This window comes from Flammeovirga sp. SJP92, assembly GCF_001583495.1.
Taxonomy (GTDB): Bacteria; Bacteroidota; Bacteroidia; order Cytophagales; family Flammeovirgaceae; genus Flammeovirga.
In genome coordinates this window covers 1-19,574 of the sequence record NZ_LQAQ01000108.1, presented here as the reverse complement: position 1 = coordinate 19,574, position 19,574 = coordinate 1, and the positions used below count along the sequence as shown (strand labels likewise).

At 33.9% G+C, this 19,574-nt stretch carries 8 protein-coding genes; 4 read left to right on the top strand and 4 right to left on the bottom strand.

Going from position 1 to position 19,574, the window contains the following annotated elements; translation table 11 throughout:
- Positions 1-42: 42 nt before the first annotated feature.
- From AVL50_RS27860 to AVL50_RS27845, 4 genes are all read right to left on the bottom strand, one after another.
- A complete protein-coding gene (locus AVL50_RS27860; protein ID WP_062620559.1) occupies positions 43-3,513 on the bottom strand; it encodes an alpha-amylase family glycosyl hydrolase in 3,471 nt (1,156 codons plus the stop codon).
- A 275-nt stretch (positions 3,514-3,788) separates the two neighbouring features.
- Positions 3,789-5,828, bottom strand: coding sequence for a SusF/SusE family outer membrane protein (locus AVL50_RS27855; RefSeq protein ID WP_062620557.1), 2,040 nt, complete (start codon positions 5,826-5,828; stop codon positions 3,789-3,791).
- 66 nt (positions 5,829-5,894) lie between these two features.
- Positions 5,895-7,505 (bottom strand): RagB/SusD family nutrient uptake outer membrane protein, encoded by a 1,611-nt coding sequence (locus AVL50_RS27850; RefSeq protein ID WP_063850967.1) that lies wholly within the window; start codon positions 7,503-7,505, stop codon positions 5,895-5,897.
- A gap of 12 nt (positions 7,506-7,517) precedes the next feature.
- On the bottom strand, positions 7,518-10,505 hold the full coding sequence (locus AVL50_RS27845) for a TonB-dependent receptor (RefSeq protein WP_216639096.1): 2,988 nt from the start codon (positions 10,503-10,505) through the stop codon (positions 7,518-7,520).
- Between the two features lie 625 nt (positions 10,506-11,130).
- Between AVL50_RS27845 and AVL50_RS27840 the strand changes: the two genes are divergently transcribed.
- The 4 genes from AVL50_RS27840 to AVL50_RS27825 form a co-directional block, all read left to right on the top strand.
- Entirely contained in the window at positions 11,131-12,165 is a 1,035-nt protein-coding gene (locus AVL50_RS27840; protein WP_062620551.1) for a LacI family DNA-binding transcriptional regulator, read from the top strand.
- 336 nt (positions 12,166-12,501) lie between these two features.
- Positions 12,502-15,735: a two-component regulator propeller domain-containing protein gene (locus AVL50_RS27835; RefSeq protein ID WP_062620549.1), complete on the top strand. Its 3,234-nt coding sequence runs from the start codon at positions 12,502-12,504 to the stop codon at positions 15,733-15,735.
- A complete protein-coding gene (locus AVL50_RS27830; protein WP_062620547.1) occupies positions 15,674-16,342 on the top strand; it encodes an ABC transporter ATP-binding protein in 669 nt (222 codons plus the stop codon). The genes AVL50_RS27835 and AVL50_RS27830 overlap by 62 nt, the downstream gene beginning before the upstream one ends.
- A gap of 8 nt (positions 16,343-16,350) precedes the next feature.
- A partial coding sequence (locus tag AVL50_RS27825) for a hypothetical protein (RefSeq protein WP_157491625.1) occupies positions 16,351-19,574 on the top strand: 3,224 nt, incomplete at its 3' end.

The following is a 19,574-nucleotide window of genomic DNA, read 5'->3' as shown; positions in this document are numbered from 1 at the left end:
CCAAGTACCGGATTTTTTATTTTCATAGAAATTTAGACTAATCTATTTTCTAATCACTTTTTTCACTACTCTACCTTCAGTTGTAGTGATATCAATATAATAAATACCTGCTGAAAGTTTTGACAAGTCTAATGTCATTTCATAATTCGAAATTCTTTCTTGGCCTGCAAAAACTACTCTTCCTGTATTATCTCTTAATTGATAGATCACTTCTCCTTTCAAGCTTTCACCGAAAATTTTCACAAACGATGAAGATGGGTTAGGATAAGCTAACACTGCTTTAGATAATTCATTATCTTCAATTGATGTCACTTTATCAATTGAATAAGTTAAATCACTAATGTTTGCTCTTACAGTAAATGTCCCTGTTTCCGCAACAGGAATATCTCCTCCTTCACCTTTAGCTTCTTTCAATTTACCTGGGCTATCATACCCCCATTGTCCACCATCCCAGTTTTTCTGGTCGATAAACTTAAAGATTTGTCCAGATGTCAATGTTGCATCTTCTAAGAAGAAACCGCCCTCTCCATCTGATTGCATTTCAATTGCTTTTGAAGGATCCCATCCTATATTCATAATGTCACCTACAATATAGAGTTTTCTATTATTTTCAACGAAATCAACAAATACTGGACCTTCAGAAGCGTCAGAGTTAGCATCATCAAACTTCAACGAAAGTTCATAAGGTTTAGCATCTGCATCCAAACCTAAGAAATCTCTTGGAGTGAATGTTGCAACATACTTATCACCTTCTTTTGTCATATTCATTGACTGTTCGCTAGTAATATTACCTGAACCATATTCATCAACTACAACACCTGCAGTCATTGAAATTGTAGTACCAAACTCTTGAGAACTTTGTGCAGGGTTGAAGTATACTTTAATTTCATCATCTTCAACAAAACTATAAGGTGTAACTTCTACCATAGGAACATAACCTGTCACCAAACCATCTGCAGGGTATTCAACTTCTTTATTAACTAGTACAATAAATTCTGAAGGGTTTAAGTTTAATGCTCCACTTCCAGAATAAGTCTTGCCATTTTCAAAATAGCTATACCATGTATCACCATCAGCAGAGAAATCATAAGTGTACTCTTCTAAAGGCTGTAAATTGAAGTTGCCAATAATTCTCACTTTACCATTTGCTCCGTTCAAATAGATCGTTTTAACAGCATCTGAAAGATTATACTCATAAGCATCATCAGCTAAAGACCCTAATTTTTCGTCTGCTCTTAATTTCAATAATGCAGCGTAAGTATCATATAACTGTTGGCGGATAGCATCATTTTCTGTATCAAACTCAGAAATCAATGGTTTTCTAGCTGTTCTGTTACCTCCATCAACTTCACCTTGATATTCAGTTTGATTGATAGATACATTGTAACCTACTTCACCATATTGCCAAATCAATTTCGGACCTGGTACCATAAAGAAGAAAGCTGAAGCTAATTTTTCTCTATCAATACCATTTTGAAGCTCCTTAAGATCATAAGTTTGGAATTTTGTCCCATAATTCTCAGAATCATAAACCAAACGCTCTTCGTCATGAGATTCCATATATGACATCACTCCATGAACTGGCATTCCTCTTTCTATTGGTGATTGCCAAGAAATATTTTTATTTCCACCTTTTACAATATCTCTGAAATCATGGTTCATATTACCCCATAAAGAAATACCCGCTTTTGCTAATTCAACTTCTTCTTTGTTTTCTGAAAGGTGTTCAAAAATTACATAAGCATTAGGGTTTCTCTTTAAAATCTCATCGTTCATTCTTTTTAACAAACGAACCCTATCTTCATCATAGTTACTACCCCAAAAATCATCATCACCTTTAATATTGTTTCCAAAACCTTTAGTGAAGTCAAACCTGAAGCCATCAACATGGTAATATTTCATCCAGTGAGCATTTACACTATCCACAAGTGCTTGAGTGAACTCACTTTCGTGATCAAAATCAGCACCCCATTGTAAACCTGGGTTTTCAAAGTTAGATTTTTCGTTAAACCACGGATTGTCTTCTGATGGATCTCCAAACTCACCATCTTTATTATACATTCTGATCATTGGAGATGAATGGAAAGAATGATTCAATACTAGGTCAATCACAACAGCCATACCTTTTCCATGTGCTTTATCCACAAACTCCATCAGTTTTGTTTTTGGACCATAGTATTTGTCTGGTGCAAAATAGAAGTTAGGGTTGTAACCCCATGAATCATTGCCTTCAAATTCGTTGACAGGCATTAGATGAATAGTGTTAGCACCTAAATCTTTTATATAATCTAACTTTTGAATAGCTTCTTCATAAGTATCATTAGCAACAAAATCTCTGATATGCAACTCATACACAACTGCTTCCGCTAAAGGAACTGCAGTAAAATCATTATTTTGCCAATCATAAGTAGGTTGATTGATCTGTAAAACAGAAGCTCTTTTATCTGTTTTACCATGAGGGTACTCAATAAGGTTTGGATACCTTTCATGATCTTGATTGATGTATTTATCATCATAAGGATCCGATACTTTTTCTGTGTATGGGTCTGCAATATTTACAGTCCCATCAATTAGATACTGGTAGATATATTCAGCATCTGGATCTAAATCAGAAAATGTATACCACCAATAATTCACATCACCTTCTACATCTAATTTCATTGGATATGCTGAAAAATCACTCCAATCGTTGAAACTACCAATTACATTGATAAATTTCTTTTTAGATGCTGGGTCTTGCAATACTAATGTTACTTCACTCCCATTGTAGTTTGGACCTAATAATGTAGCATAAGAAGGTCTATCTTCTTTCACTACTGTATTACCAACAACGAAGTTTAATGTTTTAGTATCAGTTAAATCACCAGAAGTAGCAGCAACTTCTATTTTCAAATCACCAGCTTGAACACTTTCTATTGAATAAGAAATACTAGTTCCATCAAGAGAAGCAACCTCAGTACCGTTTACTTTAATAGACAATTGTGATGAAGCAGGTGATGTTGCTTCGATATCAACTTTGTCACCTTCCACAAATAAATCCGTTGCCAATGGTTTAATGACATTCACTGAAACGGCTAAATCTTCAAATGGAATAGATAAGTCATCAGTTTTGCTGCTACCATTAACTGTTTTAACTAAACAACCTATTGATTCTATTGATGTAGGATTATCCCCTGCACCTAATATCTCCGCTAATGTATTATAAGTATTTGAACCAGATGTAACAGGGAAAGTAAATGAAAATACGTTATCAGATTCTTTTTTAAGTTTTGCTGCATCTGAAGACGCGTCCCACGAACCATTCGTTGCAAAATCACCTACGTTACTCCATCCCCACAAATAAAGATCACTTTCACCAGCTACAGGAGTACCTGACACATCAATAGTGATCACTACATTTTCAGTAAGAACGGTTGATTTCTCTGGATTTGTAGTTACCTGTGCAAACGTCCAGAAAGGAACAAGCAGCAGTACAGAAATATACCAAGCAGTCTTAAGTAAAAGTCTTCTCATAATTTAGTTTAAAAAAAATTCATTTTCATATATATAATAATGTTAAAGGTATGAATAACACTAAATATATTCAAATATATAAATATTTGATTTTGTGCATTTTAAACACAAACGGTAGCGCAATCGGTTGAAATGAGAATAAAAAATAATCCTTTTCATAAATACTTATGAAAAGGATTGCTTCATGATAAAAAAACAGCATCAGGTATTAACCTGATGCTGTTTTACATTTATTTAATATTGCTTTGTTAGAATCTCTCTAACAAAACACCAGATTATTGCTTAGTAATTGTATAGCTAAATGTTCTTGTTTCTGCGTCGTAAGACATAACAATATCATACGTACCATCAGAAGTTACAGGAATATTTCCACCATCATGAACTAATGCACCTTCAGTGTCTGTAGAACCGAAGTTATAGCTCCAATTATCGTTTGCTCTGAATTTGAATTCTGGAGAACTCTCAGCCGAACCTGTTAAAGTTACACCTGACCAAGTCCAAGTCATTGCTGTAGCATCAAAAGTAGTAGCGTTTGTTTGAGAATCCCATCCTCCAGCAGTTGCACTACCGATGATACCCCACTCTAATGGAGTTAATGAATATGTAAGGTTTTCAGTGTTCACTTCAACGATGTAGTGGTTCGCTGATGCAACTGGAATGTTACCTGCACCACCATCAGTTGATAAATTACCATCAGAAGCATAACCATAGTTTGTACCATTCCAATCACCTTGAGAAGTAACTTTGAACTCTTCTGCATTCATCCAGAAAGCATTATTGTAAGTACCATCATTTGCACCTGTCAAGTTCAACACAACTTCATCGTTATGAGTCCATCCAGCAGGAGTAGCAGAACCTACTAACCATACTTTAGGTTGGAATGCTTCATATGGAGTTAAGTTCATAACTACAGCTTCAGAAGAAATCTCATTTTCATTAGTAAACATTGCTTTGATTACTACTTCATAGTCAGCAGCAGTACCAGGAGTACCACCTTCAGCTAAAGCTGCGATGTTTAAATCTTTCACTTTTGCAGTGTATGATGTTTCTCCGTTCGTCAAAGTGGCTAAAGTTTGACTTCCTAACATTACAACATATGATTCTAAAGTTTCATCACCATATTCAGCTGCTGACCAGTTTAGAGTTTCAACATCATTATCAGCATTATCTTTTTCTAATACTAAAGTTGTTGTAGTAGGAGCTGTAAGTACAGGAGGTGTAGACGATACAGCACCAGCATAGAAGTAAGATAAATTACCAGGTACTTTAAGATCAAGAACAATTACTTTGTTACCAGCTGTCACTGAGATTGGCTCTCCACCATTAGAAGCTAAACCTGCTTGAGAACCCATACCTAAGTTATGGTCATCATTTGCTTTGAAAGTGTAAGTTCCCTCTAAGAAATCAACATTAGCAAATAATACTCTTTCTTTAGGATCCCATTCCATTGTTACAGGAGCAGAAACAGCTGAACCTTCAATCTTAAATACTAATTTTTCAACATATAATGAAGTTGATAGATCAGTATTCATGAAGTACATACCAGCTTCTTCAGTTGCTAAGTTCTTCGAGTCTCCTCCACCTGCATCAGAAGTTGAGATCTCTACTTTTTGACCATTACCATCAGTTTCCCAAGGTGTAGGCTCTACTTTAGCACCATAGTTTTTACCAGACCATGTTGGTAACTCACAAACCTTAAATCCACCATCAAGGTACATGTAACCAGTGTAAGGACCTCCTGAATCTTCTGTTGATCCTAAAATGGTTGTATCATCATTTTCAGACCAACCTTGGTGATTACCTCTAACCCAAATCTTGTTAGAAGGTAACTGTGGAGTATAATAAGGTAAAGCTCTAAATGATGAAGCTTGAGAAGTTGCATTAGCATCTACTACTGTTTCATTACTCATGTAAGCAGTGACAGTAATAGAAATATTTAATGTATCAACTTGAGCCTCGTTCACATACTTTGTAATATTAATCAAAGCAGTGTTCATTTCTTTTACTGTTACTGTAGAAGAAGTTGAACTACCTGTTACAGTATTAATTACAGATTCACCATCAAAACCTTCTGCTGTTGCTACTAATGAATAGATAATTTCAGTTGATACACCAAAATCTGCTGCAGTCCAAGTTACAGTTGTGAATACATTGTCAGCATCTTCTTCTTTTAAAATACTTACTGTATCAGCTGTTGGAGTTTCTATCAACACAGGAGCTACATGACTATCAGAACTCCCAATTTTTACTTTTTCTTCTTCTTTACACCCTACGAATAGAGCAAAGAGAAGAAAAATTGAATATATTTTTTTCATGATTTTATATCAAAAATTATGTTATTGATTTGGTGGTATATCATTATAATATACCACCTAAATATCTTAATAACCGTCGTTTTGAACTAGGTTTGTGTTAGCATTTAAGTCTGATGCAGGAATTGGCATCAATCTAAACTTATCATCTACAAGAGAACCATTTTCAGTTCCTCCTCTGTATTGCCAGTTATCACCTTTAGTGTATCTACCCCAACGAATTAGGTCAGTACGACGGTGACATTCCCAATACAATTCTCTAGCTCTTTCATCAAGTAACCAAGTACCTGAACCCGCTTCAGTAATACTTACTGTATTAGTTCCAGCTCTTAATCTAATTTGATTGATTAAATCAAGAGTACTTCCAGATATTGAACCTGAACCATTAGGACCTCCTTTTTCAGCCTCTGCTAACATAAGAACTGCATCAGATAAACGGAAAACAGGGAAATCTGTATCTACATGATCACCATTTGGATCTGGTGCTGCAATTTGAGAACTATCAGCATTGATATTTTTAAATTTACCAACAAAGTAACCTTGTGTAAATTTGAATTGATCATCAATATCTCCTCCATCATCACCAACTGTGATTAAACCTGCTTTACCTCTGAAGTCATTACCTTCAAATTTATTATAAAGCTCTCTAATTGAACGGTTACCACCCCAGCCACCGTTGATTCCAAAATCATCTTCGGCTTTCATAGTACCACCTACAGCAGCATGGATCATATATGTCATACCACCCCAAGTCTGAGTGTTTAGAGCATTGAAGTTAAAAGACCAAATTGTTTCTGTTGACATGTGGTTGTCAGCAGTAAACATTTGAGCATAACTATTATGTAAAGTATAAGGACCGTTAACTACTTCTTCTAAAACAGTTTTTGCCTCATTCCACATTGCAGTACCAGTATATGTTTCAGCATTAAGGTATAATTTACCCAATAACATATTTAATGCACCTTGTGAAGCTCTTCCCAATTCAGCTTGACCTTGTGCAGGAAGATCAGCTTTGATTTCAGTCAATTCAGCAACTATGTAATCAAATAATTCTCTTCTATCTGCACCCCAACCTGGTAAACCTGCTGGTGATGGTAAGAATGAACCTACTGGATCTGCCTCTGTTACAAATGGAACACCATTACCAAATAAATCCAATGCTTGCCAGTAAGCAAAAGCTCTGATATAACGAGCTTCAGCTCTCATTCCTTTATATTGAATGCCATTTACTTCACCTTCTTCGGGAATGCTGCGTAAGAATTCGTTTGCTAATGACACTTGGTAAATTGCTCTATAATAGAATGCACGTATGAATTCATTATTCGCTTGCCATGTCATTTGAGAAATCTTTGGTAGATTACCATCATTCCAACCGTTGATCGCCTCATCAGTTGGAAGCTCCTGAAGCACGTATAAACCACGAAGATATTGACCATGACCTTCATCCAAAAACTTAATATCGGCATTACCTGAAGGACCTTCTTGCCCTGATAAAGTAAAACCTGCATACAACTTTGCTAATGCATTAATATAATTCGAAGGATCTTCAAATACTTTACTAGCAGTTGTTGAGTTTGGATCAATTGGTTCTGTGTCAAGGTCATTTACACAAGATGTAAATGCCATTGATGAAGCAGCTAAAACAATAGCTACTCGCTTTGATATATTTTTAAAGTTCATTACTATCTAATTTTAGAAGTTCACATTTACACCCAACAAGAATGTACGAGGACGTGGATAAACATTGTTATCAATACCACCAGAGATTTCAGGGTCTAAACCTGAGTAATCTGAGATAACAAATACGTTATTCACAGTAGTGTAAACTCTTACATTCATATCTCCGTTTTTAACATTATTAAAGTTATAACCTAACATAATGTTATCAAGACGGAAGAAAGATGCATTTTCAACAAAATAGTTTGAAAAATATTGAGGTTGGTTAAAACCTGTATTACTTAAAGCAGTTGGTTGATTAGATGTATATCCTACATCTGTGAAAGTACCAGTTAAAGAGGCTCCTGAAGCTAAGTTATTATAAACATAGTTTCCAAAGTTCATACGACCTGCTGCACTGAAATCCCAGTTTTTATAAGCTACTTTCGTAGTAAAACCTACCATTACATCTGGAGCGGGATCTTTGAATTGATACTTATCATCTTCAGTGATATCTCCATCTCCATTTCTATCCACATAAACTCCATCTAATGGTCTTCCATCTTGACCATATACTTGTTCCCATACATAATATGAGAAAGATGGATGACCTACTGAGTGAATCTGAACATTATTACCAGTACCTCCAGCAATAGTACCTGTTAATACTCCTTTGTAATTAGGATCCTCAACTTGTGTTAACTTCGTAATTTCGTTTTGGTTATAAGTTACATTAAAACCAAAGTCCCAGAACCAATCACCTGTATTAACAATTTTAGTATTTAAGCTAAATTCAATACCTCTGTTTTCCAAATCTCCAACATTAGTTAAGAGTTGGTCAACTAAGTTCGAACCAGCAGGTACTGGAATTGTGTTTAACAAGTCATTTGTTTTACGGTAGTAAGCGTCAATTGAACCTGTAAATCTATCGTCTTTGAAACCAAAGTCAACACCGATATTATATGTTGTTGTTTCTTCCCACTTTATTTTAGCATCATAACCTTCTGGTCTTAACGTTGATAAGTGAACAGGTTCCCACTCTCCATTACCATTTCTTTGATAGAATTCTCCTAATGCTTTTTCGTTTTGCGAAGCAGTATAAGTTGGTAAATATGGATAATCGCCAGAACCAATGTTTTGTTGACCTGTTACACCATATCCTAATCTTAATTTCATTGTGCTTACAACGTCAGAATTAGTTAAGAAACCTTCTTTTTTCATATTCCAAGCAAATGCTAACGCTGGGAATAAGCCCCATCTTGTATCAGAAGAGAAACGTGAAGTACCATCATTACGCAATGTAGCTGTCAATAGGTATCTATCTTTAAATGTATAATTCAATCTACCAAAGAATGACACTAAGTAATTTTCAGTTCTGAATAATTTCTCTTGTGCATTGACACCTCCTACAGGTCCGTTTAAGTTATATTCTTCTCTCCAGAAATGTTGCCAAGAGTAACCAACCATAACATCTAAACGAGAATCAATGCTTGGCAATTCCTTGTTATATTGTAAAAAGAAATCTAATAATTCATTTTTCTTCTTCTGTGTAAATCTGTTGTCCTCACCAGCTAAACCTCCAATAAAGCCTGCATTTGTAGGTACGTATGTAGAGCCTTCAGAATCAGAGTAGTCATAACCAATGTTTAAGTTAGCTTTTAACTCTGGTAAGAAGTGAAATTTATAATCTAATTGTAAGTTACCAATACTTCTCCAAGCAGTGGCCTCGTCATTCTTTTGTTCTAATAAAGCTACCGGGTTTTTAGGAGCGATAGTAATAGGATTTCCTTCAGAATCTAACCAAGTATAATATCCACCTACTTTATCATATTGTGACTCACTTGATCTCACTGGGTGAGATGGATCAAATGCATTTGCGTTTCCAATAGCACCTGTATCAGCAAATCTATTTTTGATATACATTCCTTTAACACTCATGTTAACAGATAAATGGTCATCAAAAAACTTAGGTGACAAGTTAATATTTGCGGTAGTACGATCCATGTGGGATGTATTTAAAATACCATCATTCCATGTGTAACCAACTGAAACACGGTAAGGAAGTACATCTTTCACAGAACCACCAACTGACACGTTGTGATCTGTTGATACTGCAGAACTAAAAATCTGATCTGACCAGTTTGTATTTGAGTTACCTAGGAAGCTTTCAGCTCTTGAGCCTTCACCCCATCTTGCTCTGATAACATCTTTGAATTCACTTGCATTGTAAACATCTACAGTGTTAGGAACAGTAGCTACTGATACATTACCTGTGTAATCAATCTTCATTTTACCTGAAGTACCTTTCTTAGTGGTAATCATAATTACACCATTTGATGCTCTTGATCCATAAATTGCAGTTGCAGAAGCATCTTTTAATACAGTAAATGATTCGATATCATTTGGGTTAATAGCACTTAATGGGTTTTGCATACCATTAATACCTTCGTTATCAACAGGTACACCATCGATTACAATCAAAGGATCATTAGAAGCTGATAGAGAAGATCCACCACGTACACGAATTGTTGCACCTGCACCAGGAGCACCACCTGCAGTGATTACACTTACACCTGCAACTTTACCTTGTAATTGTTCTTGTGGAGATGTAATTGCACCTTGGTTGAAATCAGAAGCAGTAATAGCTTGAACTGATCCCGTAGCATCTTCTTTCTTAACACTACCGTAACCAATTACGACTACTTCATCAAGTTGCTCTGCATCAACTTCCAATGCAAAATCAATTTTAGATTGGCTTGTAACTGAAACCTCTTGTGTTTTGTAGCCAATGTAGCTTACAACTAAGATGTTTTCGCCTTCTGAAAGGGTGATTTTGTATTCACCATCAAAGTTAGTTGTTCCACCTTTAGTAGTACCTTTTACTAGTACAGCTACTCCTGGTAGTGGGTCACCATTTTCATCTACTACTTTACCGCTCACGGATCTCTCTTGGGCAAATGTTACTAGAGAGAACAATAATAGCAGCATAGTTGTAGCATAACGCCATGTAGAATTAATGCTCATTTTCATACTTATACAGTTAGACAAATAGACAAGTACTTTTCAATTCCATAATTCTTCCTAAGAATAACTAAAATAATTGCTTTGTTCCATTATTGCTCTTATTAAAAAAATCATCTTAAGAACAATTACTTCTTAGAAAAGTACAATTAGCAAATCCGTTTTTATCTTCATTGCTTATGCAAAATAGTCACTTAATTAATTAAGACAAAATGATATTTTTTTAGTTTAATTAAATTTCAGTCAAAAAAACACCCCTGAATAACACTCTACATAGTAAAGTATACAAATGATCGATCAATATATTATAGATTATAAATATTATTAAACAATATAATATTCTAATATTTTACATTTTTATAAAATTTAAACATTAATAATTGTACAAAGTGCAATTAACTTAATTTTGATTTTACTTTTAAATAAGTGTAAAATATTACATTGTTTACAACGATGAAAAAAAATATCATTTTTAGCAAAAAAACACAAATTGAGAATTTTTGTTTTTTCTTCAATCGGTTGCGCGGAATTCGCCTTTTTTTCCAATAAGAATAGGTCGTTTCATAGTTATTCTATATCTTTTCAAAAAACAGTACAATTTTGAACGAAATCAACTATAAAAATAAGTATGAGAAAAGGGCAATACACGATGCAAGACATCGCCAATGAACTTGGTATTTCTAAATCTACTGTTTCAAGAGCTCTAAAAAACCACCCCGATATCAGTCAAGACACAAAGGACGCTGTACACAAACTCGCAAAAGAAAAAGACTACCAACCAAACTCACTTGCTTTGAGTTTAAGGCATAATAAATCTTTTGTTTTAGGAATCATTGTTCCAGAGATAGTACATGACTTTTTTGCTAACGTGATTTCTGGTGTCCAAAAAGTGGCTTACAATGAAGGGTACAACGTAATGATATGTATCTCTAATGAGTCTACTGAGCAAGAAATAGTGGATACGAAAGCAATGTTCTCAAGCAGAGTGGATGGGTTACTTATTTCTAGAACGAAAGAATCTAACGATTTATCTCATTTAAAAAGCATTGTTAACAAAGGTGTGCCATTAGTAATGTTTGATCGAGTTTCTGAGGAACTTGATGTAAGTAAAGTAATTACCGATGATTTCCAAGGTGCATACATGGCAACGGAACACCTTATTAAACAAGGATGTAAAAACATCATTCATTTAAGTGGTCCTGATAATCTTGCCATCGGAAGAGACCGTAAAAGCGGTTATATAGCGGCATTGAAAGATTATAAAATTGCGGTTGACGAAAGTAAAATTATTCCTTGCCCTAAAGGTGATTTAGAGGAAGGTAAAACTACAATGTTCGACATTATTGATAGCAATACTGAATTTGATGCGGTATTTGCGAACAATGACGTAACTGCAATAGGTGCAATGAACGCCGCTAAGGAAAAAGGTCTTTCAATCCCTAACGATGTTTCTGTGATCGGCTTTGGTGACTGGCGTTTATCGCAATTATTAGACCCGCCTCTATCCTCTATAGAGCAATCTGGGGTTGATATTGGAATTACAGCCGCTAAATTGTTACTTGAGCAAATTCGTGCTGAAGAGAAAGATGAAGATTTCACTCCAAGAACTGAAGTTGTTGAAAGTCATTTGATCCAAAGAGGTTCTAGTTTACAGAAAAAATAATTCAACATACTGTTTTATGCATATTACTACCATGTTTTATGTTTCAGGGCAGATTTCATTAAATTTAAGAAAACGAGTTGTCAAAAACAGCTCGTTTTTTGCTTATTGCATTTTAGAATCTATATTATGATGTTTAAGAAGCCTATTTGATGTAAATTCATCATTTTCAAAATGAAGGATAATTAATTGTATATACATTGTATTCTTGTCCTGGCTTATCAATAATATAGTTTTGGAACATACTGTAAGTTGAACAAAAAAAGAACAACCTCAACTTAGACTTAAAAAGTCCTTACTTTATAAATAAAACATTACTCTTTATATCACTCCGTTCTAATGACAAAAGCACTTCTTTATATATCATTATTCTTATTATGTTTTCAAGTTGATGCCCAACAATACAATATTACCAAGTTTACAATCAATAATGGACTGGTTCAAAATAACTGTGTTGCTTTACAACAAGGAAAGTATGGAAGTATAGTCATTGGCACTATTGAAGGAGGTATTAATATTAATAATAGTCAGTCTTTTTATACTATTGATTCAAAAAAAGGTCTTTCTAACAACTTCATTTTTGATTTTGCTTGTGATGAAGATCACAATATATGGACTGCCACAGCCAATGGTGTCAATTTACTTTCTGATAGAAAAGTATTCAATTACCTGATCAATGACAGTATTCCTTTTGGTGTAAGAAATATAGATTATAGTATTAAAAATAAAGAAGTATGGGGTATTACCACTTCTTTTGCTTTATTTAAACTAAACCCAAAGTTCAATAAAAAGTCTTTTCATTATCCTTTAAGAAAAAATACAAAATATTCGTGTGTATCATCTGACACCCTTGGTAATTTATGGATTGGTACTATTAAGGAAGGAATATTGATTGTCAAAGATGAAAAAATCCAACGTCATATCAGACTTCCTGGTAATATCAAGACAATTCATCATCTTTCTAATAATAAAGTAGCAATAGGCACTGATAATGGGATCTGGATATTACATAAAGATCAAAATGAACAGCCAAAAAGAATATTAAACCGAAAGAAAATACTTTCAATATTTGAGAGTAAAGATGGCATTCTTTGGATTGGCACAAGGAATAATGGAGCTTATGCCTTCAAAGATGAAAAGGAAATTCGTCATTTAGATTATGAAAATGGTTTAGACCGACATATTAATAGTATCTGTGAGGATGAAGAACATGGTATTTGGTTTGCCACTCCTAACGGTCTTTTTCGTTTGAATAATGACATTTATACTTTCTTTGGGGAAGGTGCTCAAATCGACGGAAAAGTGTTAGATACTTATCAATGGAAGGACAATACAATTTTTGTTGGCACTGAAAATGAAATCATCTTATTGAAAAATGAAAAATTCAGTCAAAAAATAGTCCTACCCGTTTCTGTTAGGTATTTGAATATGATTGAAAACTTTCAGGATCATTTGATTATTGGCACTGATAAGGGTGTTTTTAGATATTCAAATGAAAAATGGGTTAAACTAACGGACCCCTCTCATGAGGAATTTCTAAATAGTCCCACTTCTTTTTTCAAGAAAAATGGAAAGTTATACGCTGTATTAATCAATCATATTTTTGAAGTGACGGACAATTCTTTAAAATATGTAAAAGATTATTCTAAAGATTTAAGAAGTTCAAGAGTATCTAAAATTGCTATTTCTCCCAAAGACTCTACTTTATGGTTAGGCACAAGGGGGCGAGGTTTGATTCATATTGATAATAATTTTGAGATCATCAATACTTTTCAACCTAACAACAAATCACTCCCTTCCAATTATGTCAATGATTTGGTTTTTGATCAGCTCAATAACTTGTGGATAGGCACTACAGGAAGTGGTTTATGTAAATTACATGAAGGTGCTGAAATGGCCATCTCATTTCAAGATGAAAAACTTTCTTCCACTAATATTTATTCTGTAGAAGTTGATGAAAAAGGCAACATTTGGGCCGGTAGTAACAATGGAATCAATCATTTAGTAGGATTGAATAATGATATTGTTAAGGTAGAAAAATACGGTACTGCTGAAGGTTTTAATTCATTATCCTACACAAAAAGCAGTGCATCAAAGGACAAAAATGGTAATTTATGGTTTGGTACTGATAATGGTGTAGTCAAAATCAATCCAACAAAGAGTGTTTACAGTATGGTTCCTCCAATTATAGTTTTCGAGGATCTACAAATGTTTTCTGAAGATTTCCCTTGGGAAGATTATAGCGAAGGCATTGACAAGAAATCTCATCTACCTATAAATCTACAATTACCAAGCAATTACAATCATATCACAATTAATTTTGTAGGTATTTCTATGAATGTGCCTTCAAAAATTAGGTACAAATGGAAATTGATTGGGTATGAAGAATATTATCATCCTCTTTCAGAAAACAGCCAGGCCATTTATTCCAATTTACCTCCTGGAGATTATATATTTAGCCTGCAAGCCGTCAACGCAAGAGGAATTGCCTCTCCTATCAATGAAGAGTTTCAATTTACCATTGAGAAAAAATTCTTCCAAAAAAGAAGTGTGAGAGCAATTATTACTTTACTGATTGTAATCTTTATCTTCTACCTTTTCTATTCTTCGTTAAGAAAAGAGAGAATCAAGAAAGATACATTACAACAAAAAGTAGATGAAAGGACACAAGAATTCAGAAACGAAAGAGAAAAGGTACAAAAAGCCAAAGACGAAATAGAAAAGAAAAGCTATCAACTGAAAGAAATAAATGACCGAATGCAGGGAAGCATAAAATATGCCGCCAATATTCAAGATGCTATTATTAGCTGTGACGGCACTTTCCCCAAATTATTTCCAAAGTCGTTTAACTTAAGTATCACTAAAAGTGAAGTGACTGGAGATTTCATTTGGATCAGGGAAAATTCTAAGTACATCTTTTTATTATTAATAGATTGTACTAACCACGGTGTTCCTGCTGCTTTTATTTCAATTGTAGGAAATCAGTTATTAGATGAATTGGTAAGAGATAATCCAAACATTAGAAGTGCTGACTTATTAACCAAATTGGATCAAAATCTGAAAATCGCTTTAAAAATTCATGAAAATAATGAAATAAGTGATGGTATGGATGTGGCAGTTTGTAGATTTGAAAAAGGAACAAGAAACTTAAATTTTGCGGGTGCTAGAAGGCCTTTAATAATTATTGAAAATGGCGAACTGAAAACCATTAAAAGCAACTTCTGCAGTATTGGTATTATTTTCAATGATGTTGAGCCGTCTTTTGACAACTTCGACTTTGAATTAAGTGAAGATGCCATCTTGTACTTGTTTTCAGACGGTTTTTCTAGTCAATTTAATGCCAAGGGAGAAAAATTTAAAAAAGTACAGTTCAAAAATTTACTTTTTAAGTTATCTTCGCTTCCGTTTACAGAACAATGTAACGCACTTCATTCTACCTTCCATAAATGGAAAGAAGGGACAGAACAAGGGGATGATATGATGGTTGTTGGATTCAAATATGAAACAAATTATGCTGAAAGCACAAGGGATCACAAAATCATACGGGAAACTGAACGTATTGAAAGGAATTGATCTAGAGATAAAACAAAACGAAATAGTATCTATCATGGGTGCTTCAGGTGCTGGTAAAAGTACTTTACTGCAAATATTAGGAACTTTAGACTCTCCTAATAAAGGTAAAGTATGGATTAACAATACTGAAGTCACATCTTTGCATGGTGATGATTTAGCAAAATTCAGAAATGATAAAATAGGTTTTGTATTTCAATTTCATAACCTATTACCTGAGTTCACTGCATTAGAAAACGTTTGCATGCCTGCTCTAATTGCTGGAAAGAAAATGAGTGATGTGGAAAATAAAGGCAGAAAACTGATGGATCAATTGAACATCGGTGACAGATGGGATCACAAGCCTACTGAGATGTCAGGAGGCGAACAACAAAGATGTGCTATTGCAAGAGCTTTAATTAATGATCCTCTGATTATTTTTGCGGATGAACCAAGTGGAAACCTTGATTCTAACAATGCTGAAGAACTTCATAAACTTTTTATTGAGTTAAGAGACAAGATGAACCAAACTTTTGTGATTGTCACTCATAATCATCAACTGGCAAAAATGGCTGATAGACAATTATGGATCAGTGACGGCACAATGAACATGGACGACTCCATTCTATAATACTGTGAATGAGTACTGATGAAAAGCCAAATAAAAACAGTGAGGACAAAAAAGAGATAGAGAAAAAAGTCCGAAAAAAAAGAAGTTTAGCAAGACGACTGACCAATCTTTTTGTGATTTTCTTAATCGGTTTTGTAACATTGTTTCTAAGTCTTGTCATCAGTATTCATATTGCATTACAATATTATCCAGATGAAATAATTGGTGTAGCCATCAAAGAAAGTGTAAGCAGAGGAAGCAAACAAAAGTACTCTCTTGATTATGATAAAATACACGTCAATCTTATTTCAGGATGGTCCATTCATGACTTTTTATCCAGCGGATCAATCACTTTAATCAATCCCTCCTTTTCACCCGACAGTGCATTTGTTGCCTTCAACGACAGCATTCCATTAGGTCATAAGAAAAATCTTGTCAAAGTCAATCTGAAAAAATTTGAATTACAGAATTTCTCTATCTTAAGAGCTGTTTTTCAAAAAGAAATATACATAGGAAATGTCCTTTTAGACTCTGCTGACATAGAGATTCATAAATATAAAATTGAAGGGCAGAAAAAGAAGGAAAGTTTCGCGAATAAAACTCTGACAGAAACTTTACACACACTATTCTATCAAAACAAAGAAAATTTAAAAAGGTATAGAATTGGCAATGTAAGGACAAATAAATCCTCGTTGAATTATTACGATCACACCCAACGAATAAAACAGCAGATTGCTTTAGATGAAATTTCTACAACTGTAAAAGATATTTACCTAGATTCTCTTACACTTGAGCAAAAAATGTTGCCTCTGCATGTTGGTGATTTAGAATTGAACACAAGAAATATAAAACTTGAATTAAAAGATTCTCCCTTCGGTGTCAGCTTGGGCAAAATTGATTTCTCTACGATTGATAGTTCTCTACTTATTTTCAATACATCTCTTTATAGAATTAATGAAGGAGTAGATGAAAAAATACCTGTCAATAATGCCACTATCCCTCTACTCTCTTTAGAAGGTTTAGATATGAATCGTTTTTTATTTGACAGCAGTCTTTATATCAGCAAGCTATCGATTGTAAAGCCTCAAATAGAACTTTCCTTAAACTCCATTTCTAAAAAGGGGAAAAAAAATATTAGAAAGACGCCTCAACTCCCTCCTTTTTTAAGAGAAATATTTGTCAAAGAGTTCAATCTGGAAAGTGCAAAAATCCCCTTCGAAACCCAAAAGTTAGGTAAAAGACAAGTCAATGATATTTCTGTGAATATTGATGGAATTGAGGTCAACAATAAAATATTAAAGCAAAAAATACCAATTGATTATCATCACTTTGATGTAAAACTTAAATATCAAAGATGGAATTTCGACAATGAACATTACGCTAAGGTTGGCGGATTGTACTATCATTCAAAATGGCAGAAATTATATTTATATTCCCCTGCTTATAAGCCAATTCATACAATTCCGGATTCCACATCTCAAACTTATATCAGTGCCCAAGCCAAAAAAATCACTCTAAATAGAGTCGATTATAATTTTTTCTTAAAAACACCATTAGACTCTATCTTTGCATATAATCATCTATTAATTGATGACTTAAAGACGGAAGTCTGGCTTCCTACTCATCCTGTTGAGAAAATTGAAAAGGAAGGAAAACAACAAAAGAACATTTCTATTGCTTTAAATTCGATACTTCTAAAAAATGGAAATGTAACCATCAACATTCCAAAAGAAAACGAGTATAAAGATCAACTAACAATCCAAGATATAGAACTTGATGTAGACTCATTAAATCTTCCTCTGCACAACCCCAAGTATTTTGATATTTACAGTGCCAATGTTGACTTTAAAGACATTGATTTACCTCAAATTGATAACTATAACTTCTTAATTGAGGAGATGGCCTTCACTACCAATGACAGTTCATTGGCAATAGCAGGTCTTAATATATCTACCTTGGATTCTACACAAACCAAATTAGATATTGAGAGTTATGTACAAGGCATTCATTTCAATCATGTGACGTGGAGAAAATATCTATTTTCGGATTCTCTCATTGTTGATAATATTTTTATTGACATTCCTAGTTCTGATATCGAAATTCCATTAAAAGAGGCTATTGCATCAGCTAGTTCAATTACAAAAGACAGTATCAATAAAGCTTCCCCTAAACAAGGAATTCCATTCAAGTATTTATTAATACATGATTTTCATCTAAGAAAAGGCCCTCTTACTATTACAAAAGAAGAAACAGGGCTTTTAGGTAGAAGTGAAAGTATGGGAGTAGATATTGTCGATTTTTCTTTAACAAAAGAACAGTTCGACTGGGAAGAAATCAATTTTGTGATAGAAGATATTTATGTTCCTATTAGATCCATCAACCATAAGTCCTCTATCGATAAGATCAGCCTAAATGTTGAAAACCAGACATTAAAAATCAAAGGAGTAGCCCTAACTCCCATTGATCAGAATAATAATATGTTTATCAAAGCTTTGACAGGTATAAACCATATTAATATAGATGGGCTTGACTTGAGGATGTTGAAAGATATACATCAGTTAAGTGCAGGCAATATTCATCTTGATGGTGTTAGAGGTATTATTGCAATTGACGAACGTCTGAAACCAGAAGGTGATACAACGAAGACTTCTAAAGAGAAAATCCGAAAAGAGTTTTTAAAGTATCTAGGGATTGAAAACATCAAACTTGCATTAGATGACTTTGCATTATTACACACTGACAAGAATGGATTAGAAAGCTACCTTACTTTTTTTGGTGGAGAATTGGATGTTAATCAATTGAAGTCAAAAACTTCTTATGATAAGTATCTTGGGCAAATAAGGCCTAACCATGTTTTTTTTAAAGTGAAAGGACTTCAGTTTGAGAGAGACATTTCTCCTTATGTCATTTCTTCCAGTGAATTAGTCTTGGACTCTGGTGGTGATTCTATTTCAATTTATGATGCTCATATTCTTCCAAAAATGGGCTATAAATCAGTAGGGATTATTGACTCACTTTTCTTACTTCAAGTGGAAGAATTAAAAATTAAAGGAGCAGGAATAAAGTCTTTTGCCTATGACAAGAAAATAGACATTGACACTATATACACCAAAAACATCAGTTACCTCAATCCAGCCAAATCAAAAAAGGTAAAAAAGACTGGTACGTTTGCTGAAAAAAATTTACCAAAAGAAAAGGTTGTAGAACTACTTGACAACTTCGAAAGCATAGCCATCGATTATAGTAGACAGTA